The 23,883-nt window shown below is 50.2% G+C and carries 23 protein-coding genes and 1 riboswitch; all 23 genes read right to left on the bottom strand.

Annotation, left to right across the window (positions count from 1 at the left end; all coding sequences use genetic code 11):
• Positions 1 to 6: 6 nt before the first annotated feature.
• From A8806_RS15825 to A8806_RS15715, 23 genes are read right to left on the bottom strand one after another with little or no spacing between them, the layout of a single operon-like run.
• Positions 7 to 1,641 (bottom strand): peptide ABC transporter substrate-binding protein, encoded by a 1,635-nt coding sequence (locus A8806_RS15825; protein WP_109732165.1) that lies wholly within the window; start codon positions 1,639 to 1,641, stop codon positions 7 to 9.
• 10 nt (positions 1,642 to 1,651) lie between these two features.
• Positions 1,652 to 3,478, bottom strand: a complete 1,827-nt coding sequence (locus tag A8806_RS15820) for an ABC transporter ATP-binding protein (protein ID WP_109732164.1) — start codon at positions 3,476 to 3,478, stop codon at positions 1,652 to 1,654.
• 7 nt (positions 3,479 to 3,485) lie between these two features.
• Positions 3,486 to 4,304: an ABC transporter permease gene (locus A8806_RS15815; protein WP_242996127.1), complete on the bottom strand. Its 819-nt coding sequence runs from the start codon at positions 4,302 to 4,304 to the stop codon at positions 3,486 to 3,488.
• A complete protein-coding gene (locus A8806_RS15810) occupies positions 4,301 to 5,221 on the bottom strand; it encodes an ABC transporter permease (RefSeq protein WP_109732162.1) in 921 nt (306 codons plus the stop codon). Before A8806_RS15810 ends, A8806_RS15815 begins: the two co-directional genes overlap by 4 nt.
• 37 nt (positions 5,222 to 5,258) lie before the next feature.
• Complete coding sequence (gene cobA / locus A8806_RS15805; RefSeq protein ID WP_109732161.1) at positions 5,259 to 6,815, bottom strand: uroporphyrinogen-III C-methyltransferase; 1,557 nt, start codon at positions 6,813 to 6,815, stop codon at positions 5,259 to 5,261.
• Positions 6,812 to 7,702 carry a hydroxymethylbilane synthase gene (gene hemC / locus A8806_RS15800; protein ID WP_330405385.1) on the bottom strand — a complete coding sequence of 297 codons (891 nt, stop codon included), beginning with the start codon at positions 7,700 to 7,702 and terminating at the stop codon, positions 6,812 to 6,814. Before hemC ends, cobA begins: the two co-directional genes overlap by 4 nt.
• A gap of 2 nt (positions 7,703 to 7,704) precedes the next feature.
• Positions 7,705 to 9,213 (bottom strand): cobyric acid synthase, encoded by a 1,509-nt coding sequence (locus A8806_RS15795; RefSeq protein WP_109732160.1) that lies wholly within the window; start codon positions 9,211 to 9,213, stop codon positions 7,705 to 7,707.
• A 17-nt stretch (positions 9,214 to 9,230) separates the two neighbouring features.
• Entirely contained in the window at positions 9,231 to 10,289 is a 1,059-nt protein-coding gene (locus A8806_RS15790) for a pyridoxal phosphate-dependent aminotransferase (RefSeq protein ID WP_109732159.1), read from the bottom strand.
• A gap of 57 nt (positions 10,290 to 10,346) precedes the next feature.
• Positions 10,347 to 11,306: an adenosylcobinamide-phosphate synthase CbiB gene (gene cbiB / locus A8806_RS15785; protein WP_109732158.1), complete on the bottom strand. Its 960-nt coding sequence runs from the start codon at positions 11,304 to 11,306 to the stop codon at positions 10,347 to 10,349.
• Positions 11,303 to 11,911, bottom strand: a complete 609-nt coding sequence (locus A8806_RS15780) for a histidine phosphatase family protein (RefSeq protein ID WP_109732157.1) — start codon at positions 11,909 to 11,911, stop codon at positions 11,303 to 11,305. The genes cbiB and A8806_RS15780 overlap by 4 nt, the downstream gene beginning before the upstream one ends.
• On the bottom strand, positions 11,908 to 12,669 hold the full coding sequence (locus A8806_RS15775) for an adenosylcobinamide-GDP ribazoletransferase (protein ID WP_109732156.1): 762 nt from the start codon (positions 12,667 to 12,669) through the stop codon (positions 11,908 to 11,910). The genes A8806_RS15780 and A8806_RS15775 overlap by 4 nt, the downstream gene beginning before the upstream one ends.
• 23 nt (positions 12,670 to 12,692) lie before the next feature.
• Complete coding sequence (gene cobT, locus A8806_RS15770; RefSeq protein WP_181368753.1) at positions 12,693 to 13,781, bottom strand: nicotinate-nucleotide--dimethylbenzimidazole phosphoribosyltransferase; 1,089 nt, start codon at positions 13,779 to 13,781, stop codon at positions 12,693 to 12,695.
• Positions 13,782 to 13,797: 16 nt separating this feature from the next.
• Positions 13,798 to 15,183 (bottom strand): cobyrinate a,c-diamide synthase, encoded by a 1,386-nt coding sequence (locus A8806_RS15765; RefSeq protein ID WP_109732155.1) that lies wholly within the window; start codon positions 15,181 to 15,183, stop codon positions 13,798 to 13,800.
• Between the two features lie 2 nt (positions 15,184 to 15,185).
• Positions 15,186 to 16,397 (bottom strand): precorrin-6Y C5,15-methyltransferase (decarboxylating) subunit CbiT, encoded by a 1,212-nt coding sequence (gene cbiT / locus A8806_RS15760; RefSeq protein ID WP_109732154.1) that lies wholly within the window; start codon positions 16,395 to 16,397, stop codon positions 15,186 to 15,188.
• Positions 16,390 to 17,121: a precorrin-3B C(17)-methyltransferase gene (gene cobJ, locus A8806_RS15755; protein WP_109732153.1), complete on the bottom strand. Its 732-nt coding sequence runs from the start codon at positions 17,119 to 17,121 to the stop codon at positions 16,390 to 16,392. The genes cbiT and cobJ overlap by 8 nt, the downstream gene beginning before the upstream one ends.
• Entirely contained in the window at positions 17,114 to 17,887 is a 774-nt protein-coding gene (cobM, locus tag A8806_RS15750; RefSeq protein ID WP_109732152.1) for a precorrin-4 C(11)-methyltransferase, read from the bottom strand. The genes cobJ and cobM overlap by 8 nt, the downstream gene beginning before the upstream one ends.
• Positions 17,884 to 18,639: a precorrin-2 C(20)-methyltransferase gene (locus A8806_RS15745; protein ID WP_109732151.1), complete on the bottom strand. Its 756-nt coding sequence runs from the start codon at positions 18,637 to 18,639 to the stop codon at positions 17,884 to 17,886. Before A8806_RS15745 ends, cobM begins: the two co-directional genes overlap by 4 nt.
• Positions 18,640 to 18,677: 38 nt before the next feature.
• The gene (gene cbiD / locus A8806_RS15740; RefSeq protein WP_109732150.1) at positions 18,678 to 19,856 is read right to left on the bottom strand and encodes a cobalt-precorrin-5B (C(1))-methyltransferase CbiD; all 1,179 of its coding nucleotides are present in this window, start codon (positions 19,854 to 19,856) and stop codon (positions 18,678 to 18,680) included.
• 12 nt (positions 19,857 to 19,868) lie between these two features.
• A complete protein-coding gene (locus tag A8806_RS15735; protein WP_109732149.1) occupies positions 19,869 to 20,654 on the bottom strand; it encodes a sirohydrochlorin cobaltochelatase in 786 nt (261 codons plus the stop codon).
• Positions 20,655 to 20,684: 30 nt separating this feature from the next.
• Entirely contained in the window at positions 20,685 to 21,539 is an 855-nt protein-coding gene (locus tag A8806_RS15730; protein ID WP_109732148.1) for an energy-coupling factor ABC transporter ATP-binding protein, read from the bottom strand.
• Positions 21,536 to 22,309: a cobalt ECF transporter T component CbiQ gene (gene cbiQ / locus A8806_RS15725; RefSeq protein ID WP_109732147.1), complete on the bottom strand. Its 774-nt coding sequence runs from the start codon at positions 22,307 to 22,309 to the stop codon at positions 21,536 to 21,538. The genes A8806_RS15730 and cbiQ overlap by 4 nt, the downstream gene beginning before the upstream one ends.
• Positions 22,310 to 22,346: 37 nt before the next feature.
• Entirely contained in the window at positions 22,347 to 22,661 is a 315-nt protein-coding gene (locus A8806_RS15720) for an energy-coupling factor ABC transporter substrate-binding protein (RefSeq protein WP_109732146.1), read from the bottom strand.
• A gap of 1 nt (position 22,662) precedes the next feature.
• The gene (locus tag A8806_RS15715; protein ID WP_109732145.1) at positions 22,663 to 23,412 is read right to left on the bottom strand and encodes an energy-coupling factor ABC transporter permease; all 750 of its coding nucleotides are present in this window, start codon (positions 23,410 to 23,412) and stop codon (positions 22,663 to 22,665) included.
• Between the two features lie 100 nt (positions 23,413 to 23,512).
• Positions 23,513 to 23,701: riboswitch (cobalamin riboswitch) on the bottom strand.
• Positions 23,702 to 23,883 lie beyond the last annotated feature (182 nt).

Genomic DNA, 23,883 nt, shown 5'->3' with positions numbered 1-23,883 from the left:
CCTGTTTTATTCTTCCAGTTCCGCGTACCGGTACTCCAGGGCACCCGTAGCCGGAATCTGCGTGATTCCCTTGATCTCAGGACGGATCAGGTTACAGCTTTTCATCGAATAAAGCGGGATAATATAAAACTCTTCTCCTACTGCCAGTTGTTCTGCCTGATGCATTAATTCTGCCCGCTTTACAGGATCTTTTTCTGTGTCAGACTGTTCTACGAGTGCATCATATTTCTCATCGCGGATACCGCTGCAATTATAAGTCCCATTGCTGAGCAGCATGGATAAATACGTATACGGGTCCGCAAAGTCAGCGGTCCAGTTCATGCGGCACAGATCGAAGTTTCCGGCTTTTCTCTCGGTATAATTGACCTGAAGCTCCTGGGCATTTAGTTCGATATCTATATTCAGGTTCTTCTTTAACTGTTCCTGAAGTACTTGCGCAGTATCGGAATCCATCTCAAGGGAAGGATAACTATAAGTCAATTTGGGAAATCCCTTTCCGTCCGGGTATCCGGCCTCGGCAAGCAGTTTCTTTGCCTCTTCCAGATTCTCCTCAAACGGCGGTTCGGCCCCGTCCACAAAATATCCGCCGGACTGCTTGTCCTTCATGTATTTTGCAATGAAGTTTACAGTAGGCTCTGTATCCGCTCCTACCATACTGCACAATTCTTCCCTGTTGATTCCAAGGTTGATGGCCTTTCTTACCCTCACATCATCCAGCGGTTTTACATTCAGGTTCGGATAAATATATCTTGTTGCGATTGTATCTGTTATCACAAGGTCATCTTTTCCTTCATACAGTTCCATCACAGAAGACAGAAGGGCCGGTGCGACGTCGACCTCGCCTGTTTCATAGGCACTGGCCATCGATTGCTGGTCATCAAAGAAGCGATAAGTGATTTTATCGAGTTTTACCTTATCTGCATTCCAGTACTTCTCATTTTTCTTCAAAACGAAATACTGCTCCGGGACATACTCATCCAGATAAAACGGTCCGTTTGCAACGCTTGTCTTTGGATCTTTGTCCCATCCACTGCCTACTTCATCCGCATACTTGACACACGACGGAGTATAGACCGGAAGTCTTAACAGATCCAGAAAGTATACACACGGCTTTTCCAGTGTAAATTCCAGTGTATTGTCATCTACTGCCTTCACTCCCAGACTGTCCGCGTCAGCCTCCCCGTTATAGATTGCCTCTGCATTCTTGATCGGATACAAATAATTTGCATAACCATTGCCGCTCTTCGGATCCAGTGAACGCACCATCGTATTGATAAAATCGTCTGCTGTCACTGGTGTCCCGTCGGACCACCCGGCATCTTTCCTAAGATGGAAGGTCCACACCGTAGAATCGTCATTCACCTCATAGGATTCGGCCGCCCGGTACTCAATCTCACCAGCCTCATTATAAGTCAGGAGTTCATCCAGCGCAGAGACAGAATAAGCCAGATAAGTCAGCGCGATCATTCCTGCAGGGTCCAGTCCCCCGGTTTCACTGTTCGTCGCCACAACAATCTCTTTCTCGTTTTCCTTTTTATCCGCAGTCCCATCCCCGCCATTTTTATCTTGTTTTCCACATCCTGACAGGACAAAAGTCCCGCACAGGGCTACTGACAGAATCATGCAAATTATCTTTTTCATTTTCGTCTCCTTAAATTTGTGATGTCATCTTCAAGCCGCTTCTTCTTTTTCCCGCATGTTCCTCCGAATATAGAAAACATGCAATCTCTCTTTCTCCATACTGATATTTCTGTGGCTTACCCGCAAAACATAAATCACTGGCATATCCACACCTCGGGGCAAAGGGGCATCCCCTCCCCAAAGGGATTTCCATCTTTTTTTCTTCGGTGTGCAGGATTCCCTTCTTTCTCCTTGCCTTAAAGGGATCAGGCACGAGGACCGCCGACAGCAGCGCCTTCGTATACGGGTGCCAGGGGTCCTCGTAAATATCCTTCGTATTCCCCGCTTCGACAAGACTCCCTGCATACATGACCCCCATTCTCCGGCTGATCCGCTTAACCACATTCAAATCATGGGAAATGAAGAAATAGGAGAGCTTCTTTTTCTCCTGAATCTCTTCCAGAAGACAGAGAATCTGCTCCTGAATCGACACATCCAGGGCAGATACCGGTTCATCGCAGACCAGAAGCTCCGGTTCCAGAATCAGTGCCCTTGCGATCCCGATTCGCTGGCGCTGGCCGCCCGAAAATGCCCTCGGGAACTTCTTCGCATCTTCTTCTTTTAATCCTACCAGATGCAGCATTTCCTTTACCTTTCGGACGCGCTCCCCACGGGAATCCGATGTGTTTAACAAAAGGGGCTCCTCCAGAATATCCTGCACACACATGCGTGGATTCAAAGAGGCATAAGGGTCCTGAAAAATCATTTGTACCGGGTATTTCAGTTTTGTCTTATCACCCATGTAAGATATTTTTCCTGCCGTCGGCTCCAGCATCTGCGTGACCATTCCCGCCAGCGTAGATTTTCCGCAGCCGCTTTCTCCCACCAGTCCATACGTTTCTCCTCTGCCAATCTGTAGAGATACATCATGGACCGCTTCTGTCTTTTCAGATTTGTGCAGTCTGCCTGCATCAAAGTAGTCCTTACTCACATGTTCTACTTTCAGAAGAATGGATGCAGCATGCTGCTCCTTCGGAAGTTTCAAAAGGCCTGTTGCCTGGGAGAGAAGTTTTTGTGTATACGGATGCTTCGGCTCGTAAAAAATGTCTTCCACAGTCCCCTCTTCTACCAGCCTCCCCTCCTGCATCACGAGTACACGCCTGCAAAGCGATGCGACCGCACCTAAATCATGGCTGACATAGAGGAGGGCCGTCCCTGTTTCCACAGATATTTTCTTCAAAAGCTCCAGAATCTGTCCCTGCACCGTCACATCCAGCGCCGTCGTAGGCTCGTCAGCAATGAGCAGTTTAGGTTCACACGCAAGTGCAATGGCAATCACCACCCTCTGCCGCATCCCGCCGGAAAGTTCAAAGGGATACTGCCCCATGCGCCGGGTGCTGTTCCTGATTCCCACCATGTCCAACAGTTCCACGGCTCTCTCTTTCGCCTCGGCATGGCTGACTTTCCTATGTGCACGGATAGTCTCCGTGATCTGCCTTCCTATTTTCACCGTCGGATTCAGATAGGTCAGCGGGTCCTGAAAGACCATCGCAATCTGGTTTCCGCGGACAGTCTCCATTTTTCTCTCGTATTCTTTTCTCTGCCTCCCACAGCCTTTCGGACCGGGAGGTGTGATATCCTCACCTTCCAGCATCATACTGCCGCATGTAATTTCCGCCTTCTTAGGAAGAAGCCCGAGTATAGCATGCATACCCGTACTTTTTCCGGAGCCGGACTCTCCGACTACCCCTACGATTTCTCCGGGGCCCACTTCAAAAGACACGTGGCTTACTGCCTCCTGTCCTTCATACCTGTCATGAAATTGTACGCTCAAATCCTGTACACTCAACAGCTTCATTTCTATACTATCCTTCCTCAATCTGCCTGACAGACTGTTCCAGCCCGGCTCCGATAAAATTCATGGAGAGAATCAGAATACAAAGTACCAATATCGGGAAAAGCATCTGTGACGGATATACCTGCATCTGGCTTCTGGCATCCTGTATCAGTGTCCCCAGACTTGCCACCGGCGCTGAGATCCCTACACCTACAAAACTTAAAAATGCCTCCGTAAATATGGCTTTCGGAATCATAAATGTAAGATTCACAATCACAGGTCCCGCGGCATTGGGAAGAAGGTGCCTAAGCAGGATTCTTCCCGCACCTGCCCCCGCCAGACGGGCCGCCGTGCAAAATTCCCTTGTCTTAAGGCGCTGTACTTCCCCACGCACGATCCGGGCCAGATCAATCCAGCCGGAAATACAGATTCCAAGCAGGATGCTTCCCACATTTGCCCCCATCACAAGGGTAATCAGTATGACATACAAAAGGGACGGAATGGCATCAATCACATCCGCCGCACGCATCAGCACCAGATCCGTTTTCCCCCCCGCCAGACCTGCAATACTGCCGAAAAAAATTCCAGCCACACCGCAGATCATTGCACTTCCGATCCCGACCGCCAGACTGATCCTCGTCCCGTACCAGACACGGACAAAGATATCCCGTCCAAACTTATCTGTGCCAAAGGGGTGCGCCAGGGACATAGCTGTATTTTGTATCTCTGCATTCTGCCCGGTGTGGGAATAAGGGGAAAATGCAGGCACAAATACTGCCAGAAGTGTAAGCAAAAGCAGCAGGAGGATTCCGCTTAAAAACAGTTTGTTTCTGTATTTTACTCTCATCGGTATGCCCTCCTCACTCTGGGGTCCAGGCATGCGCAGAGCAGGTCCGTAAGAAGATTAATCACGATAACCGTGACTCCCATGAAAATTGTCAGCCCCAGAATCAGAGTATAATCTCTGTTCGCAATGGAATTGACAAATTCCCGTCCCAGTCCCGGTATCGTAAACACGCTCTCCACAACAAAACTTCCTGTCATCAAAAAGGCCGCCGCCGGACCAATGTAATTGAGGACCGGTATCCACGCATTTTTCAGTATATGTGTCACGGCAGTACGCCTCCATTTCAGCCCCTTTGCCTTCGCCAGCACCACATAATCCCGGCTCATTTCCTCCCGGAACGTATTCTGCATCAGCCTTGCAATTACCGAAGCCGGGTACACAGCCAGTGAGATTACGGGAAGAACATAGTTTGCAGCCGATTTAAGCCCCGCGATAGGCAGGAGTTTTAATTTCACCCCGAAGCACAGCATCAGCAGGAGCGCAATAACAAAGTTTGGAATCCCCGTTCCCAGTATGGTTCCAAAGAAAATACCGCCCTTTACCGCACGGTTCTTCGTGGAAGCCTGCCAGATTCCCAGACACGTTCCTACAACAACCGCCGCCAGTATTGCAAGTGCACCAAGGGAAGCCGTGGCGGGCCATGCCCGGCCGATGACCTCACTCACAGAGACCCCCGGCTTTTTAAAGGAAACGCCCAGATCCCCTTTCAGCAGGTTACCCAGATAGGTCTGGTACTGGCGGACCGGTGGATCATTCAGACCATATTCCTCTTCCATAGACTCAAGCACGCTCTCCGTTACATTCCCTGTCTGGAAGGGGCTGCCCGGCATCATGCGGGTCAGGAAAAAAGCAGCTGTTACGAGCACAAAAAGCGAAAGAATACCAGTCAGGATTCTTTTACACGTATATCTCAGCATCTGCTTCTCCTCCTTTCCCCTTGCAGGCCCCGCCATTTTAGAACATAGAGCTAATCAGCTCCACCATACTGTCAATGGAAGCCTTCTTCGAAATCCGAATCTGCATCCCGTATTTTTCTGCTTCTGCGGCAGTCTGTTCTCCAATGCAGACCGCCTGTATCTTTTTGTAATCGAGTGCACCGACTGCGTTCACGAAGCCTTTCACCGTAGATGCACTGGTAAATGTGACTGCATCGATCTCACCATCTTCAAACAGCTTTTGTATCTTTTCCCTGACCTGCCCATGAGTCTCATAAACTGTTTCGTATAATGGGATATCCACGGCTTTGATGCCTGCCTCCTCAAGCGGCGGGAGCAGTTCTTCCGACCCGGCTGCCGCACGCACGATGGTGACTCTGCTTCCGGCTTTTGCCGTTTCTGCCAGCTGGGTGCCCAGGCTTGCAGCACAGTATACGTTTGGTACTAAATCAGCAAACAGCCCGTACAAGGCAAGTTCTTTCTCCGTGGCAGACCCGATCGCCGCGATCTTCACATCTGCGGGGCATCGAAACAGCTTTCTTAAGTCTATTTTAAGCTCAGCCATCTGTTCAAAGAAGACTCTGACTCCTATGGGGCTTGTAAAGACGAGCCATTCCTCCTCTGCTAAATGCCCGAACGCCTTCATTTCACGTTCCAGTACCGGATTCGGTGAGATTGTTTTTGTATCAATTGCAGGCAGTTCGATGACCTGGGCGCCCAGAGAACGCAGTTTATCGGAGAGTCTGGAACCGTTCTGCCTCGGACGTGTAACAAGAATCTGCCTCCCCCCAAGAGGCCGGTCCTCCGCCCAGTGGAAGGTATCTGCCAGTGCACAGACTTCACCGACTACGATGATCGCCGGTGTGCCGATTGCCGCTTTCTCTGCATCCTCTGCAAGATGTTCTACCGTAGAAACCACACGCCTCTGCGCGGCAAGTGTTCCCTTTTCCAGAACCGCAGCCGGTGTCTGAGAGTCCATTCCTGCGTCCGTCAGTCCTTTCAGGATCGTTCTCATGGAAGAAATCCCCATTAAAAAGACGAGCGTTCCCTTAAGGTTTACAAGAGACGGATAATCAATTCTGCTCGTTCCGTCTTTTCGTGGATGCCCCGTTATCACATGGAAGGATGATGTAAAATCCCGGTGGGTAACCGGAATCCCCGCATAGGCCGGAACTGCTGCTGCTGATGTGATTCCGGGGACGATTTCAAATGGTATCCCATTCTCCTTAAGCAGTTCCAGTTCCTCGCCGCCCCTTCCAAATATGAAGGGGTCACCGCCCTTTAAGCGGAGCACCTTTTTCCCTTTCTTTGCTTCCTCAAGCAGAATCTGGTTGATCTCCTCCTGCGGCACCATATGGTGACCCGAACGTTTTCCCACATGGATCATCTCTTTCTTCGGGGAGATCAGACTCAGGATCTGGGCGCTGATCAGGGCATCATAAACAATCACATCTGCCAGTTCCATCAGTTCTTTTGTCCTGACCGTTAAAAGTCCTGCATCTCCCGGGCCTGCCCCGGCAAGCCATACCTTGCCGCAAGGTTCTGCCCCGGGTACTTTTTCTATCTTCTCTTTCATGATTTACTCCTTTGTCTCATGTCCTCTGCCAGACCGGCACCAAGCTGTCTGGCTCTGGCAGTCTCCCCCGTTCTTGTTTCCACCCAGTATGTATCGTCTTCTTCCTGATAATACAGACCCGTAAGCCGGATTTCCGTCCCCACTGCACTGGCATGCGCTGCAACCGGTGATGTGCAGCCCCCGTCCAGTGCCGATACAAACTCGCGTTCTGCAAGAGCCTCGGCTTCGCTTTTGCTGCTAAAGAAAGGTTCCAGATAGGAATGGTCCTCCCCGCGTCTTCCCTGCACAGCCAGTATCCCCTGTCCTGCAGCCGGAATGACCTCATCAGTTTCAAATATCCTGCCCATTACGGACTCCATCTGTAAACGTCTCAGCCCTGCCGCAGCAAGCACCGTACCATCAAAGTTTTCCTGCTCCAGTTTACGAAGCCTCGTCTGGACGTTGCCACGGATTCCCTGAAAGGAACAGGATGGGAACAGCTTCTTTAGCTGCAGTGACCTTCTCCGGCTGGAAGTCCCGATGATCCCGCCTTCCGGAATTTCCGTCCGCCCCGGCTTATAAATCAGGACGTCTCTGGGATCTTCCCTTTTGCTGTAACCGATCAATGGAAGTTCTTTTGGAACCTCCATCGGCATATCCTTCAGGCTGTGTACAGAAATATCAATCCTGCCCTCCATAAGTGCCCTGTCCAGTTCCTTGACAAACAGTCCTTTTCCCCCGATCAGTTCCAGACTCTTATCCAGGATCTTGTCTCCTGTCGTCTTCATGGTCACAAGTTCCACTTTTATTCCAGGGTTATATTTTTCAATCGCATTCTTTACCAGTTCTGCCTGTATAACGGCAAGCCTGCTTTCCCGGCTTCCGATCCGGATGATAGACTGCACCATATTTATTCTCCCCCTTCGAGTATGCGGTAGACTGCATCCATATCCAGACTCTCCCGGATGATGTCCGCAAGTTTATCGTACTGCTGGTTTTTATATTCTTCAAGATCGACGGCCCTGATATCCTCATGGTCCAGTCCCTTCTGCTTCAGCAGTGCACGGACCAGGCCTCCGGCAGCCTCCGGTTTATCAAATACACCGTGGACGTAGCAGCCATATACATTGCCGTGGGCGGCTCCATCCATCTTCTGGGATTCTTCCGTGACATCGTTTCTCAACGTCAGGATCGGAGACCCGCCTGTCAGTTCTGTGGCTCCCATATGGATCTCGTATCCCTCGATCTGGACACCGTTTAAATCATCCAGCATCCCGCCGGGACTTAGGAAGGTCCCCTGCACGCGCGTCCTTGTCTTTTCCTGTTCAAAAACTGTTCTCGCCGGCAGAAGTCCCATCCCCTGTATGGTTCCTTTCTGTTCCACCCCTTCGGGATCGGTGATCTCTTCCCCAAGCATCTGGTAACCTCCGCAGATTCCGAAGACTAACTTTCCCTGTCCGCTGTGGCGTATGACCTTGGCCTCCAGTCCGTTCTGGCGCATCCAGAGCAGGTCACCGATAGTATTCTTACTTCCCGGTATGAGTACTGCATCCGGATTTCCAAACTCTCCGGGTGCAGAAACATAACGCACGGAAACTCCTTCCATACATTCCAGTGCCATGAAATCCGTAAAGTTTGAAATCCGCGGAAGGCGTATGACAGCAATATCCACCAGTCCTGCCGTTTCTTTTCTGTCGAACCGTTCTGTGAGGCTGTCCTCATCGTCAATGTCCAGATAGAAATAGGGCACCACGCCCCGGACCGGTATCCCGGTTTTCTCTTCCAGCATCTGAAGTCCCGGTGCAAGTATATTCTTATCTCCACGGAATTTATTGATGATCGTTCCCTTGATTCTGTTTCTTTCCTGTTCCTCCAGAAGCATGACCGTGCCTACCAGCTGTGCAAAAACCCCGCCCCGGTCGATATCTCCGACCAGAAGGACCGGTGCATCCACAAGCTCTGCTAATCCCATATTGACGATATCCTCGTCCTTTAAGTTGATTTCCGCCGGGCTTCCCGCCCCCTCAATCACAATAATATCATACGACTTCTCCAGCTCATGGTATGCGTCCAGAACAGCCGGTACGAATTTCTTCTTGGAGCGGTAATACTCCGAGGCTGACATCACCCCGGTCACTTCTCCGTTAACGATGACCTGGGACCCTGTATCATTGGTAGGCTTCAGCAGGATCGGGTTCATCAGTACAGAAGGTTCGATCCCGGCTGCCTCTGCCTGCATGACCTGGGCTCGTCCCATTTCCAGTCCCTCTTTTGTAATAAAAGAGTTCAGGGCCATATTCTGTGATTTAAACGGGGCCGTCCTGTATCCGTCCTGGGCAAATACCCTGCACAGGCCTCCCACGAGGATGCTCTTTCCCGCATTGGACATGGTCCCCTGTATCATAATGCATTTTGACATATCGGTTCTCCTTCTTTTTATTCTGCAGTCCTGCAGTCTTTTGAATAGATTTCTTCCAGTGCCGATAGCAGCTGCCTGTTCTCACTGCTGCTTTTCACCGCAATGCGGTAATAGCCTTTTTTCAGTCCTTCGTAATTGCTGCAGTCCCGGATCAGTATGTACTGCTCTTTTAAAAGCTCAAATAAATCATATTTACTTTTTAACAGCATATAATTTGCTGAGGACGGAAAATACCTGACTCCTATTCTTCCCAATTCTTTTTCCATCATTTTCCGTTCCTCACTTACAAAGCACCTGGTCATCTCTACCCGCTCCGGCTCCGTAAGGGCGGCAAGTCCCGCCTCCTGCGCGGTCACGGAGACGCTCCACGGCTGCCTGACAGCACAGAGTTTCTCTAAAAGGCCCCTGTCCGAACTGATGCCGTACCCAAGCCGCAGGCCGGGCATTGCATGCATCTTTGTAAACGCCCGCATCAGAAATACTTCCTTTGTTACCAATGCTTCCTTCGCCGACAGGATGCCTGTCTGGTCCTCCTGAAACTCATAAAAACATTCATCTAAAACAAGCCTGATATGCCGTTCTTGACATCTTTGAATGATTTCCTGCAGAAGTTCCCTGTCCACGGTCTGCCCTGTCGGATTGTCCGGACTGCATAAGAAAACCATGTCCGTATCTTCCGTCAATTGATCCAGATACTCCTCTGTCAGCCTAAAATTTTCTTCTTCCTTTAGATAATGGTACACGATCTTACAGCCTGCTGCCTTTAAGGCCTGAGCGTACTCGGAAAAAGACGGGGCCGTCAGCACCGCTTTTCTCGGACGCTCTGCAAAGACGATGGAAAAGATCAGGTCCGCCGCACCGTTTCCAAAGACAAGCAGCTCTCCGTCGATGTCTTCTTTTTCTGCCAGTGCCTTCCTCAGTCTGCTTAAACGGCTGTCCGGATACACACCGATCCATTCAGAACTTAAGGCAGCCGCCTCTTTCACCTTCCGGCTCGGCCCGAAAGGATTGATATTGGCAGAAAAGTCAATCATGCCTTCATATGTGTAAATATCACCGCCATGCATGTAATCCATAAAATCCTCCCGCATCTAAATCTTCAAAGTCAAACAGCTGTTCCAAAAAAGGAACCATTACAAGATGAACACCAGTTTTACCATCCCGAACAGCAGGAATGTCAGTACTGCCGTCCCATACATCAGCCTGTCCGCCCTCGGAATATCTTCCGCCTCAACGGGCCGGATGTCATCACCGATGTAATCTTTTTTATACAGCTTCCCGAAATACCACGCATCCCCGGCGAGCCGGATCTGAAGTGCCCCCGCACAGACTGCCTCTGTCTGCGCCGAATTCGGGCTGGCATGTTTTCTCCGGTCCCGCAGATAGATGCGCCACGCGCCGCGTGCGTCCATCTTCAGCACCCACGCTGCCGCAATCATCAGAAAAGCGGACAGACGGGCCGGGATATAATTGAGCACATCGTCCATCTTTGCCGCGCATCGTCCCAGATACAGATACTTTTCATCCTTATAGCCGATCATGGAGTCCATTGTATTGACTGCCTTGTAAAAGAATCCTAAGGGGGCGCCTCCGATCATCATAAACAGAAGCGGCGCCGTCACCCCGTCTGAAGTATTTTCCGCAACAGTCTCTACGGCCGCCTTCACGACACCGGCCTCATCCAGACACTGTGTATCCCTTCCCACGATCATGGAAACAGCCTTTCTGGCTCCGGGAAGGTCTCCTTTTTTGACTTCTGCATATACCTTCATGCTCTCCTGCTTCAGTCCCTTCGCCGCCAAAAGCTGCCAGCACCAGAAGCTTTCCAGCAGGAATCGAAGTACCGGGTGTACACGTCCCGCTGCATACAGGAAAAGACACGGAACCACTACAGAAACGAGCACGACGAGGATCCCCAAGAGCCCCCCGGCCACAAACTGTGCATTCTTTTGATCTTTACAGATTCTCCGGAATTGTTTTTCCAAAAATGCAATCAGTGCACCAATCAGCCGGATCGGATGATACAGCCATACCGGGTCTCCAAATAGAAAATCTAATATAAATCCTGTCCCACAGGCTAACAATGCCATCATAACCGTTCTATCTCCCTGAATTCTTTTTGTCCTCTGCCCCATGCCGCCTCATCCAGAGAAATCACATACCCGCCGCCGTTTTCGGCCTGCCAGTCATAAAACTCACTGTCTCCCCGGTCAAACCGGGACAGCACGGCCATAATCGTTCCCCCGTGGACGACCATAGCCGCCGTCTCACAGCCTTTTTCGACCAGCTCTGCCGCCATTTCCTCGAATCCTTCCACGCACCGGGCCTTGAACGCTTCGTGGCTCTCCCCTTCCGGGAAAGGTATCGTCCCGCGGGAATCCAGCCATTCCTGATAGACGGGAAGGTCTTTGAGTTCCTCGTAGTTCTTCCCCTCGAACAGCCCGAAGTCACATTCCCGCATCTTTTCACAGAGCAGCGGCTCTTCTCCCGGAAAGAGCAGATTTGCGGTCTGGATACAGCGTTTCATCGGACTGGCAATCACACAATCAAGCTTTCCCAATGCCTGAATGAGGTTTCGTTTCTCTTCTGCCATCCTGATAAGCCCTTCCCCTTCGAGCAGGGGCTCGTCTGTCCGGCCTACATATCTTCGTTCCAGATTTCCCGGCGTCTGGAAGTGCCGTATCATAACTACCTTCATAACAGCCTCCCCGCCAGTACAATTCCGGTCAGCACCGCCAGTTCACAGAGCTGGAGGAAATACCCCGCCAGATCCCCGGTAACTCCGCCAAACTGCCTGTTGCACAGCCGCCTGTAATATAGAAAGACCACCGCAGCAGCCGCAAGGGAAGCAAGTCCGAGAACCCAGTTCAGCCACAGGACCAGCCCTGAGAAAACAAAAAGGTAAATAATCATCGTAATCCTGACGTTCTTCCTCTTGGCCCCGTCCTGAAAAGTCTTCGCAAGCCCAGAGTTTCTGGCGGCCTGGAAGGTTACGATGGAGAATCCGCTGAAAGAGCGGGACAGAACATACCCGCACCCGATCACGGGCAGCATGTCCAGTGTCACCTCGCTCCACACAGCCACGCTCCACAGAAAGTAACAGCCCAGTCCTAAGATTGCGAAGGCACCGGAATTTGAGTCTTTCAGGATCGCAAGTTTTTTCTCCCGGTCCCCGTAGGAACTGACAGCATCCATCGTATCCATAAAACCGTCCAGATGAATCCCGCCCGTGACCAGCACAGGCAGCAGCGTCATTGCCGCCGCGAAGAACAGTTTCCCGGCACCGCTTTTCAAAAGCAGACTGCCCAGAAGGACTTCCAGTATGCCAATCACTGCACCGATGACAGGAAAAAAACACATCGCATACTTCATATTCTTTTCATTCCATTCCACTCTCGGCATCGGTATTTTCGAATACATCGACATCGCCACAGCACATGATTCAAGCAGATACATGATATTCCCTCCTCGTCCCCCGGTTACTTCAAAACTTCATACTTTTCAATCTTTGTCTCTTCAAAGGTGCTCATCCTGCGGTAAACTGAAAGTCCCATCTCCAGAAGTGGAAAGACTGCTACGGCACCGCTGCCCTCACCCAGACACATATCACAGGTCAGAAACGGGGATATACCCAGCGCGTCCAGAAGCATCTGGCCGGCCGGCTCTTTGGATACATGGGAAGGCATCATGTAATCTCCTGCAGCCGGAACCATGCGAAGGGCAGTCAGGGCAGATACCGCTGAAATAAAACCGTCGATCACGACTGGTACATGATACAGTGCACCGCCTAAGAATACCCCGGCCAGTCCCGCGATATCCAGTCCGCCTACCTTTGCCAGCACATCCAGAGCGTCATCTGGATCCGGCTTATGAAGACTGATCCCCCGCTTGATTGCACCAATCTTCTTTTCCAGCCCTTCACTGCTTAAGCCTGCCCCTTTTCCGGTAACTTCCTCGACCGGCCGGTTCAGGAGTACAGCGGCCACGGCGCTGCTTGACGTGGTATTTCCAATGCCCATCTCACCGGTTGCGAGAATATCATATCCCTGCGCCTTCAGGTCACCGGCCATGCGGATTCCGACCAGTATGGCGTTCCATGCTTCTTCCCTTGTCATCGCAGGTTCCTTTGCCAGATTCTTTGTTCCATAAGCAATCTTTTGAGATGTCTTTGTCACGGACGGCACATCCACCGCCATCCCGATATCGACCGGGAACAGATCGGCTCCCGCGATTTCGCTCATGATTGCAACACTGGCTGCTTTCTTTGTAAAGTTATCAGCCACAATCGCCGTAACCTCCTGCCCTGTCTGTGTCACACCCTCTTCCACGACGCCGTTATCCGCACACATGATAATCAGGCCCTTTTTCTCCAGATCATACTCTGCTGTCCGCTTCATCCCCGCCATGCGGATCACGGCATCCTCCAATTTCCCCAGACTGAACAGAGGCTTTGCCACGGACATCCATCTTCTCTTCGCAGCCTCGACACTTGCCTGATCGGCGGGCTCAATCATCATTTTCAATTCCTCCGGAGTGATCTTTTCCGGAATTTCTGTCACCTGTGCCATCGCTTTTCATACCTTCCTATTCTGATTGAAATTTTCTGCAGTTTTCGATAAACCGTTCTGCAAAAACGGGATTGGAGTAGAAATGAATATGGGGATATCCTGCAAACAGGCTGCCCTCCATATGGATACACTCCCAGAAACGTTTTTTGTCCGGCTTCACCGCCAGACAGTCTGTACCGTTATCGGTACTGTCCCAGTAATGGAATTCATGTCCTCTCAGCCGCTCTCCCTTTTTGAAATAGATTCCGTCTTTCTGTGCCTGAAGGTCAATATAACCAAATCGGACCAGCCTGTCTTTTTTTACTGCCCGACCTTCTATGACACCGGCCACAGAACGAAAGACTCCGTCTTTTCCTTCCATTTCCTCATGTAGATACATAAATCCGCCGCATTCTGCCAGACACGGCATTCCCTCTTCGACTGCTTCTCTGACTGCCGTACACATCTCACCGTTTGCAGAAAGTGTTTCTGTATAAAGCTCCGGGTAACCGCCTCCGATGATCATTCCCTGCAGCCCTTCCGGCAGCCGGCTGTCATGGAGCGGACTAAAGGGAATCAGTTCGCAGCCCGCATTTTTTAACAGTTCCAGATTATCCTTATAATAGAAACAGAATGCTTCATCACGGGCGATGCCTATCCGGGCTTTTTTACCCGTCTGAACTTCCCTTGCCTGCCCCGCTGCTTCTGTATCTGCATTACCTTCGTTTCTTCCGATTTCCAGCAGCTGCTCCAGATCCACCGTGCCACTTAAGATTTCTCCTGCCCGCATAAGGCGTTCACGGATTCCAAGAACCTCCTTCGGTGTGACCAGTCCGAGATGTCTGCTTTCCAGCCCAAACACTTCATCCTCAGGCACATAACCGACGACCGGGATCTGATATCCCTTTTCCTTGAGTCCGGCCTCAATCATGGCCTTCATCTTCGGATACAGCATTCCGGAAATGCGGTTCAATAAGATCCCCTGAATGTGGCTTTCCTCACGAAACTGGAGCATTCCCAGAATCATGGGCAGAACCGAAAGTGCCATCCCCCTGCAGGGCACTACCAGGACCACCGGAATACCGAGTGTACCGGCCACATGGAAAGAACTGGCCTGGTCCGAGTCCAGGGCCATCCCGTCATAATATCCCATCACTCCCTCAATTACGGTCACTTCCGCACCGCGGGTATGTTCCAGAAAAAGCGGTTTTAGCACTTCTGGTTCGCAGAAGAAAAGATCCAGATTTTCTGACTCAATTCCAAGCACCTCCCTGTGGAACATGGGATCGATATAATCCGGCCCGCATTTACATGCGGCAGTCTTCATGCCCTTCTGTAAAAAAGCCGCCATCAGAGCACAGGAGATCACAGTCTTGCCGCTTCCGCTGGATGCCGCTGCGATCATAAACTGAGAACCTTTCATTGCTATGCCTTCCCTTCCGTAATGATATATACCGGATTCAAACCGGTCATCATATGATATGCGCCAAGTTTTCTCGATCTGGATGCCGCAATCTGCACGATCTCAGGTTCCTTCAGAATGCCTTCCTCCACAGCCTCGATTGCTTCCTTCACTGTTTCCAGAGAGATCGCATTCAGGACAATCCGTACCTCCGGGTTCTTACGCTTCACCGTCTTCAGAATGTCCTTCAGGTTTCCCGAACTCCCTCCAATGAACACATGGGTAGGTGCTTCCAGATTCAGAAGTGCCTCCGGGGCCGTGCCTTCCACAACCGTCACCCAGTCCGTCCTGAACTTCTTTTTATTTTCCTCGATCAGAAGCGCCCCTTCCGGATTCTTCTCAATGGCATAGACCCGGACCGTCCCTGACTGCATCGCGGCCTCCACCGCAACCGAACCAGTCCCGGCGCCGATATCGTAAACCACTGCATCCTCATGGAGCTGGAGCTTTGCCATACTAACCGCGCGCACCTCGGATTTTGTCATAGGTACTTTGCCGCGTATGAATTCCTCATCCTCCACATGGCAGAAGGTCCGCCTGCACGGATGTGCATTGAGAATGAGTGCCACATCCAGCCCGGAACAGTCCTCCGGGGAAAGACTGCTTCCCTTTTTATGTATGATACATTCATCCTCATAGGATAGCCGTCTCCCGATCCAGCAGTCCACATCCTCCAGACCGTAGTAACGAAGTTTTTCACACAGTGCAGCCCCGCAGGTTTCACCGCCCAGCAGAAGAAAGGTTTTCTCATTGTGTGCCACTGCGTGAATGTAATTCTGTATTCTGCCGTGGGCGCTTACAAGGGCGGCATCTTCCCATGAAGTATGGAGCCGGGACGCGAGATAAACGACGGAAGAGATTCCCGGCACGCGTATGACCTCATATCCTTCCAATTCGGCTTCCAGCTTTTTTGCCCCGCTGTAGAAACCGGGGTCTCCGGACAGCGCCACCGCGATCTTTTTATATTTTCTGTGTGCCTCAATATATCCGCGGATCTCATCCGGCAGATAGGCATGAAACACCGGTTTTCCCAAGCCTTTCAGGGCCTCAGTCATCCTTCTGGCACCGATCACACAGCCACAGTCACCAAGTAGCCTAAGGGCCTCCCCTGTAAGGGAATCCTGTGCACCCATGCCAATGCCAATCAGGTAAATTGTCTGGTCTTTCTTACACATTCCGATATCCTCTCGGTGTTACCATTTTCCCATTAATTTCTATCGTCTGTTCGTTTCCGATGAATACAGTCGTAAACATATCCACCTCCGTGTCTTTCAGGCGGCTAAGTGTCATGATCTGTGATTCTTCACCATCCCGGCCGATGTTGCGCACCGTTCCGCAGACTGTGTCCCCGGATTTATATTCCAGCATCATCTCACAGGCTTTTTTCAGATAGTCCTTCCGTTTCCTGCTGGATGGATTGTACAGGCAGATGACAAAATCAGCCATTGCCGCCGCCTTCACCCGCTTTTCGATCTTCTCCCAGGGGGTGAGAAGGTCGCTTAAACTGATCACCGCAAAATCATGCATCAACGGGGCGCCCAGCACGGCCGCGCCACCGTTTGCCGCAGTAATTCCGGGGACGATTTCGACCTCGATTTCAGGATACTCCTTCCCGACCTCAAGCATCAGCCCTGCCATCCCGTATATTCCCGCATCCCCACTGCAGATCATGGCCACATCCTGCCCTTTTTGAGCCTCCTCAAAAGCCATCTGGCAGCGTTTCACTTCCTGCGTCATGGGCGTTGTCAGAAACACCTTGTCCGGGTATTCTTCTTTTACCAGATCCACATAGACCGTGTAACCCACGATGATCCCGCACTGCTTTACGGCGGCTTTTGCCTCCATCGTCATCTGCATGTCCGCACCCGGACCCAAACCTACAACATAAATCTTACCCATTGTCTTTTCCTCCCTCTGATGCCTGACGAAATTCTGTGGTAAACGACGGGTCATACAGTCTGGACCGGTCATACTCCCCATCCAGCACCTTTCCGACAACAATCAGGGCAGTCTTCGTGATGTTTTCCTTTTCTGCTGTTTTCGCAAGGCTGTCTACTGTACACCTTAGTACTTTCTCGTCCGGCCAGGTTGCCTTATAGACAATCGCCGCCGGCGTATCTTTCGCATATCCGCCTGCCATCAGTTCCTCCTGAAGCTTCTTCAGCATTCCCGTGCTTAAGAAAATGACCATTGTTGCCTGATGAGCCGCGAAGCTGCGGATGGATTCCCGTTCCGGCACGGGCGTCCTCCCAGCCATTCTTGTGATGACCACGGACTGTGACACATCTGGAAGAGTGTATTCTGCCTTAAGCGCTGACGCCGCGCCGCAGAAAGAACTGACTCCCGGACAGTATTCATAAGAAATTCCTTCTGCATCCAGTGCATCCATCTGCTCACGGATTGCCCCGTACAGGCAGGGATCCCCGGTGTGGAGACGGACGACGCTCCTGCCTTCCCTCTCCCCTTTTATCATTACTTCCAGAACCTCTTCCAAGGTCATTTTCGCGCTGTTATAAACCTCACAGCCTTCCTTTTTCACCTTCAGAAGGCCCGGATTTACGAGCGAACCTGCATATACAATGATATCCGCTTCCTGAAGATAGCGGTACCCCCTGACCGTGATCAGATCTTCAGCTCCAGAGCCTGCCCCTACAAATAAAATCATCTCTTTTCCCCCTTATCTTTAATGATCACGAGCGAATAGTACCCGGCATCATCCGGTATTTCTTCCACCTGCCTGTAAATATGTTCCTGGCTCATCCCGCAGTTTTCCACCATTTCCGCTTCCAGTCCCTTTTCCCTGACTACCTGCTTCACATACGGCATTTTCTTTCCTGCCTTCATCAGTACTTTGGTCCCTTTCAGATCAAGGCTTTCCTCGACTCCGTAGGAGGCAGGGATAATATGCAGTTCCTCGCGGTTCTCCGCCAGTCCCATGTCCATCCTTGCCGCTGCCGCGCAGAAAGACGGGATTCCGGGGATCAGTGCAGTCTTCATTCCACGTTTCTTTAACCGCTTATGTACATACAGACATGTAGAATATACGGTCGGGTCTCCCAGTGTAATAAAAGCGACATCCTTCCCGGTTCTGAGCAAATCTTCCGTCACTGAAGCACACCTGTCATGGATCTCCTTTAATACCTCTTTTTCCTTCATCATCGGCATAGGCAGAAAGAGTCTGGCTTTGTATTCCATCTCTGGAACTGCGGGCAGTACAATCTGCCACGCCACACATTTTTCCAGCAGAAGGGGGAACCGGCTTACCGTTCCCGCCTCCTCATATACAGGTTCCCGGAAGTCCGGGGAAGACACTGCCACCGCAATGACCTCACTTTCCTGTATCGCTTTCACTGCTTTTAAAGTAAGAAGCTCCGGGTCTCCGGGCCCTACGCCTACTCCGTAAAATATACCGTCCATCTTATGTTCTCTCCTTTATGTATCTGTTGGGTAACTGATCACGGTTTAAGCCGCTGTATCTGTTCCAGTAATTCCCGGGTGCCGGATGTACTTCCTAAAATCCCTTCCTCCATAGAAAATACGACCGCCCCGATCTTCAATTTCTCTCCTGCACGGTGCTTTAAGTGGTACTCAGCCTTCTCAAGGATACTCCGCATAACAACATCCAGCATTCCTTCCTGCTTCAGAAGGTCCACGGCCTCCGTCGTCGTCAGGCTTCCCATCAGCCTGCCTGTTATTTCCTGTGATGCCCCATGCAGGGCGGCATGTGCCGCAAATACCTCCATCCGGCAGTCTGCCTGTCTGGAATGGGTATTCATCACCCCTGCCGCCAGCTTTACAAGCTTCCCGATATGTCCGATGAGGAGAATCCCTTTCATTCCAAGACTGACCGCATAATCGATGGTATCCCCGATATAATTACTGCACTTCACAGACAATTCCCCATTAAACTTCAGCGTCTGTGTCAGGAAGTCACTGCCATAGTTGCCGGGTACGACGTAACACCAGTCATAACCGTTCTCTTTGAGCATCTTCATCTCCAGATGAATCGTAGCTGTCAGCGCCTGCTCACTCATTGGTTCCACGATTCCGCTCGTTCCGAGAACTGAGATGCCTCCTTCAATCCCGAGACGGGGATTAAAGGTTTTCCGGGCAAGTTCTTTCCCTTTTGGGATGGAGACCACAATTTCGAGCCCGCCTGTGCTGCCAGACTCCTCTCTCTGGGAATCCACCGCCTGAAGGATCATTCTGCGGGGAACTTTATTTATTGCTGCATCCCCGATCTTCTGCTCCAGTCCCTTCTTTGTCACCCGGCCGACTCCCTCGCCGCCGTCCAGATGCAGCTCTGTCCCCGGGCATCTGCTGACTTTTGTATAGATAAGGATACCGTCCGTCACATCCGGGTCATCCCCGCTGTCCTTACGGACCGCACAACTGACCGCATCCTGACCGATTTGTATATCCTCCACATCCAGATAGAGCAAAACACCCTTGGGAGTCAGAAGGGAAACCTGCCAGATCGTCTCTCCCGTAAGCAGCATATGTGCCGCTGCCTTCGCCGCGGCAGCCGCACAGCTGCCGGTCGTATAACCTGAGCGGAGCTGTTTCTGGTTTTTCCAGATCAACGCCCCCTGTTTTTCTTCCGACTGGTACCTGTTCAGATCTTTTTCTGTCATAAGGATGCTCCTTTACATAACTGCTTCGATGTGTTCTATATAAATATTGCGGATCCCCCTCATCTCTCCTAATCCTTTGATGACCGCCTTCACCTCATAGCCGGCTTCTTCAAGCTCCGTCTTCCATGAATCTTCTTCTCCCGCCATGTCATTCTTCGCATGATCTCCTGCCACAAGCATGAACGGCATCAGCATGACCTTCTTTGCACCGGATATTTCCAGTTTTGTCATCACATTTTTTAAGTCCGGAAACCCTTCCACGGTTCCCACCAGAACCTGACTGTAGCCTAAGGAATGAAACGTGTACTCCAGCGTCGGATATGCTGAATTTGCATGGTGGTCCGTCCCGTGCCCCATGAATACAAGAACCTCGCCGTCTTCCAGATCTACTTCTGACATCACTGCATGGATTGCCTTCTTATAATCATCCACACTGGTGAGCAGGGGCTTTCCGACACGGATCTTTCGGAACTTATCTGTGTATTCCATCACATCACACATCATCCTGTCATTTTCAATCCCGTTAATGATATGCGTCGGCTGCACGATCACATTCTCAATGCCCTCGGCCTCCATCTGCTCCATTGCCTCTTTCACCGTATTAAAATGCAGATTCTCTGTCTTTTTCAGCTTCTTCAGAATCATCTGGCTTGTAAATGCACGGTACACCCGGTAATCCGGAAATGTCTCTGCAAACTGCTGTTCGATCTTGTCTATATTCTTTTCCAGAGTATCCATATGACTGCTTCCAAAGCTTACAGCCAGTATCGCTTTCTTCGTCTCTGCCGTTCTCTCCATATCCGTCTCCTTTTATGCAGGTTCGCTGCTTTAAACTCCATGTTCTATATATTGTTCTAACTGTCCCATGCTGACAGGCGGCCGGAGGTTCTCCTTGAGAACCCCCTTTTTTACCAGTTTGTCAAATAATTTCAAAACAGCAGGTTCTTCCTGATTCGTCATCTCAAGAGCCTCCTGATTCGTACATACCGTGACCGGATCCGCCTGAAGCAGAACTTTCCCTTCGTGCATCAGGACAATCTCATCCGCCCATGACAGGGCATAATCAATATCATGGGTAGCCATTAGTATCGTGATTCCTTCATCTGCCAGCCTGTCCACTATCTGGTTCACCATCTTCGTATGTTTCGCATCCAGGGCAGCCGCCGGTTCATCCAGAATAATCACATCGGGATGCATAACAAGGATGTCAGCGATCGAAACCTGCTTCTTTTGTCCCCCGCTCAGGGCATGTGCCGGACGGTCACAAAAAGGCGTAATCTCCAGATATTCAATCACCTGCTCGATATCCTTTCTCACTTCATCCTCCGGCAGCCCCAGATTCAGAGGTCCAAAAGAGATTTCCTGATAAACACTCGCCGAAAATAACTGGTTATCCGGGTCCTGGAAGACAATCCCTACCTTGCTCCTTAAGTCAAGCAGCCCCTTTTTGGAATAGTCAACAGGTTTCCCATTAAACAGAATCGTTCCACTGTCCGGCCTGTAGATGCCATTACAGCATAAAAACAGTGTGGATTTACCGCATCCATTTGCACCCATGAAGGCGACTTTCTGCCCTCTCTTAATCCGGAGGCTGACACCGTTTAATGAATGCGGTCCATCCTCCTCGTAGGCATAGTGAACATCTTTTACTTCTATTATAATATCCTCTGTACCTATACTCATACCAGTTTCCTCCATATCGTAAGACCGAGCAGCAGAAGCTCAAAGAGCAGGATTCCCACCGCCTCCTTTTTCTTCACAGGATGCTGTACACTAAGCACCTTTATTTTTCCGTTATAGCATCTGGACTCCATCGCATCATACAAAAAATTAGACCGTCTGAGTGCTCTGATAAAGAGTCCTGCCCCCATATGCCCGAATGACTTCACAGATGTTTTCAGATTTTTATTGCCCAGTCTGGACTTCTGTGAAACCATGATGGCGGAAGCTGTTTCCATCAGCACGAAGATGAACCTGTAGATCAGCATCATTAGTTCAATCATCATCTCCGGACAGTGCATTTTGCCTAATACATCGAGAATATCTGTCATTGTTGTATTTAAGGATAAAAAGTACAGACAGGATACACTTGCCATAGCAGTTGCTATCAGCTGGATGGCGAATGCCAGAGATGCTTTGCTTCCTGTGATAAAAAAGGTGCCCACTGGCACCGCATATGCATCCAGTGGGACCTTAGAAAAGTTTACGATAATCGCAAGAGTACTCAGTATAAGAAATGTAAATGGTACAGCCAGCAGACGTATGTATCGTCCAAATGAAATCCCGCCCTTTTTTACCGTCAGGAACCCATTTACCCAAAAAGCGATTCCCGCTATTAAAAGAGAGCGGCTGATGATGCAGAATAAAAGTGTCATGACAGAAAATATGAATTTCTCCCCTGCATTCACAAGCCTAAGCTTCGAACGATAACAAAGCTTATCCACTACAATCATATCTTGCTCCTCTCCGGCGCAGTTTCGTTATTTTTCTTTATTCTTCGCTTTTCTGCCATTTCCTGCGCTCGACAAAGCGTCCCATTACAAATGCAATCACGCCGACACCGATTCCTGTCTGGAGACAGAAGATAAGGCTTTCTACTTCTCCCGGAATTTCTCCGCCCAAAGCAGTTTCCAGAATCGGAGTAAACCAGGGAGTATATTCACCGCCCTGCAGTTCTTCCACTACAACGCTTCCCGCATCGTCAGAGCCGCCGAACTCGGCCCCCTTTAACGCAAACAGGGGAACAAACGCGATCAATGCCGCGATAATTAATAAAATGATAACTGTTTTTGCATTCTTACTCATCTTACTTTGCCTCCTTCATAAATCCGATTGCCTTCAGTTCCGGTTTTGCATAAGACTCAAGCGCCATTACGATAATAACGGTGAGGATACCTTCGATGACCGCCAGCGGAATCTGTGTAGGTGCAAACACACCGAGGAATTTCACTGCTGAAGCAGCGACACCGCCGGATTCTGACGGATACGCAAGTGCAAGCTGGATACTTGTCACACAATATGTAAACAGATCGCCTAAACATGCAGCCAGAAATACGGTAACCTTTTTATTTACCTTGCATTTCATACACAGCTTATATATTCCAAATGACAGAAGCGGTCCTGCAATAGCCATTGAGAATGTATTGGCTCCCAGTGATGTAAGGCCGCCATGTGCAAGCAGGATTGCCTGAAATAAAAGTACGATAATTCCAAGTATACTAACAGCCGCAGGTCCAAAAAGGATCGCTCCGAGTCCGGTTCCTGTCATATGGGAACAGCTTCCTGTTACAGAAGGAATCTTCAGGGATGAAATTACGAAAATAAACGCCCCTGCCATCGCGATCAGTGTGATGGATTTGCGGTTCTCTTTCATTCTTTTCTTCAGGGAAATAAATCCGGCTGCTAAGAATGGGACACAAATAACGCCCCATGCAATACAGTATCCTGCCGGAAGGTACCCTTCCATAATGTGCATTGCATTGACTGCCGGTGTGACTGCAAACATCACGGCGAACGCGATGGATGCTTTGAGTAAGATTTTTTCTTTTTTTGTCATGTCTTTCTCTCTCCTTTTTTGTGAATTTGCTGAAAATAGCCCAGGTCCATCACAAAATCGTTAGAGATTCGTAAGGACAACTGGTCATCTCCCCGTAACCATCCAGATCTTTCTAAAAGCGGGTGTTCTGACTCAAGTATCATCACGATATTCCGCCTTCCCATGAGAATCCCCACAGTGACCTTATGGAATACCGCTCCTCTAATACAGCAACGGGTATTGTGCAGGATTCCAACCTGCTTCCCCTGCCGTTTTAATAAAACGGCTTACTTTTAAACTGTCTGCCAGATCTGAACTATGCTTATTGGGCCTCTGGCCCGAATAAGATTTGTAAATTGAACAAGAGCTGTTCAACCCGATTGAGCCCTGCCTGATTATACATGTAGAATTCAATCTTAAAAATTTTATCACACTTCATAAAAATATGCAATCCGTGACCGGGCCGTAAAACGGCCTCTATTGCAAAAATAT

It is taken from the genome of Faecalicatena orotica, from assembly GCF_003149245.1.
GTDB classification, from domain to species: Bacteria; Bacillota; Clostridia; order Lachnospirales; family Lachnospiraceae; genus Faecalicatena_A; species Faecalicatena_A orotica.
This window is presented reverse-complemented; position numbering and strand designations above follow the sequence as displayed.

What these genes read in the sequence shown, in the direction of transcription:
- cbiB (WP_109732158.1), bottom strand. Translation starts at nt 11,306, where the DNA reads ATGATGGCATTGTTAGCCTGTGGGACAGGATTTATATTAGATTTTCTA.
- cobM (WP_109732152.1), bottom strand. Translation starts at nt 17,887, where the DNA reads ATGATTTTATTTGTAGGGGCAGGCTCTGGAGCTGAAGATCTGATCACG.
- cbiQ (WP_109732147.1), bottom strand. Translation starts at nt 22,309, where the DNA reads ATGATTGTAGTGGATAAGCTTTGTTATCGTTCGAAGCTTAGGCTTGTG.
- A8806_RS15815 (WP_242996127.1), bottom strand. Translation starts at nt 4,304, where the DNA reads ATGAGAGTAAAATACAGAAACAAACTGTTTTTAAGCGGAATCCTCCTG.
- A8806_RS15765 (WP_109732155.1), bottom strand. Translation starts at nt 15,183, where the DNA reads ATGAAAGGTTCTCAGTTTATGATCGCAGCGGCATCCAGCGGAAGCGGC.
- A8806_RS15795 (WP_109732160.1), bottom strand. Translation starts at nt 9,213, where the DNA reads ATGTCAAAATGCATTATGATACAGGGGACCATGTCCAATGCGGGAAAG.
- A8806_RS15715 (WP_109732145.1), bottom strand. Translation starts at nt 23,412, where the DNA reads ATGACAAAAAAAGAAAAAATCTTACTCAAAGCATCCATCGCGTTCGCC.
- A8806_RS15825 (WP_109732165.1), bottom strand. Translation starts at nt 1,641, where the DNA reads ATGAAAAAGATAATTTGCATGATTCTGTCAGTAGCCCTGTGCGGGACT.
- cobA (WP_109732161.1), bottom strand. Translation starts at nt 6,815, where the DNA reads ATGAAAGAGAAGATAGAAAAAGTACCCGGGGCAGAACCTTGCGGCAAG.
- A8806_RS15735 (WP_109732149.1), bottom strand. Translation starts at nt 20,654, where the DNA reads ATGGAGAGAACGGCAGAGACGAAGAAAGCGATACTGGCTGTAAGCTTT.
- A8806_RS15790 (WP_109732159.1), bottom strand. Translation starts at nt 10,289, where the DNA reads ATGGATTACATGCATGGCGGTGATATTTACACATATGAAGGCATGATT.
- A8806_RS15820 (WP_109732164.1), bottom strand. Translation starts at nt 3,478, where the DNA reads ATGAAGCTGTTGAGTGTACAGGATTTGAGCGTACAATTTCATGACAGG.
- A8806_RS15720 (WP_109732146.1), bottom strand. Translation starts at nt 22,661, where the DNA reads ATGAGTAAGAATGCAAAAACAGTTATCATTTTATTAATTATCGCGGCA.
- A8806_RS15810 (WP_109732162.1), bottom strand. Translation starts at nt 5,221, where the DNA reads ATGCTGAGATATACGTGTAAAAGAATCCTGACTGGTATTCTTTCGCTT.
- A8806_RS15775 (WP_109732156.1), bottom strand. Translation starts at nt 12,669, where the DNA reads ATGTATCTGCTTGAATCATGTGCTGTGGCGATGTCGATGTATTCGAAA.
- cobJ (WP_109732153.1), bottom strand. Translation starts at nt 17,121, where the DNA reads ATGGGTAAGATTTATGTTGTAGGTTTGGGTCCGGGTGCGGACATGCAG.
- cbiT (WP_109732154.1), bottom strand. Translation starts at nt 16,397, where the DNA reads ATGTGTAAGAAAGACCAGACAATTTACCTGATTGGCATTGGCATGGGT.
- cobT (WP_181368753.1), bottom strand. Translation starts at nt 13,781, where the DNA reads ATGGCACAGGTGACAGAAATTCCGGAAAAGATCACTCCGGAGGAATTG.
- cbiD (WP_109732150.1), bottom strand. Translation starts at nt 19,856, where the DNA reads ATGACAGAAAAAGATCTGAACAGGTACCAGTCGGAAGAAAAACAGGGG.
- A8806_RS15730 (WP_109732148.1), bottom strand. Translation starts at nt 21,539, where the DNA reads ATGAGTATAGGTACAGAGGATATTATAATAGAAGTAAAAGATGTTCAC.
- hemC (WP_330405385.1), bottom strand. Translation starts at nt 7,702, where the DNA reads ATGGTGCAGTCTATCATCCGGATCGGAAGCCGGGAAAGCAGGCTTGCC.
- A8806_RS15745 (WP_109732151.1), bottom strand. Translation starts at nt 18,639, where the DNA reads ATGGACGGTATATTTTACGGAGTAGGCGTAGGGCCCGGAGACCCGGAG.
- A8806_RS15780 (WP_109732157.1), bottom strand. Translation starts at nt 11,911, where the DNA reads ATGAAGGTAGTTATGATACGGCACTTCCAGACGCCGGGAAATCTGGAA.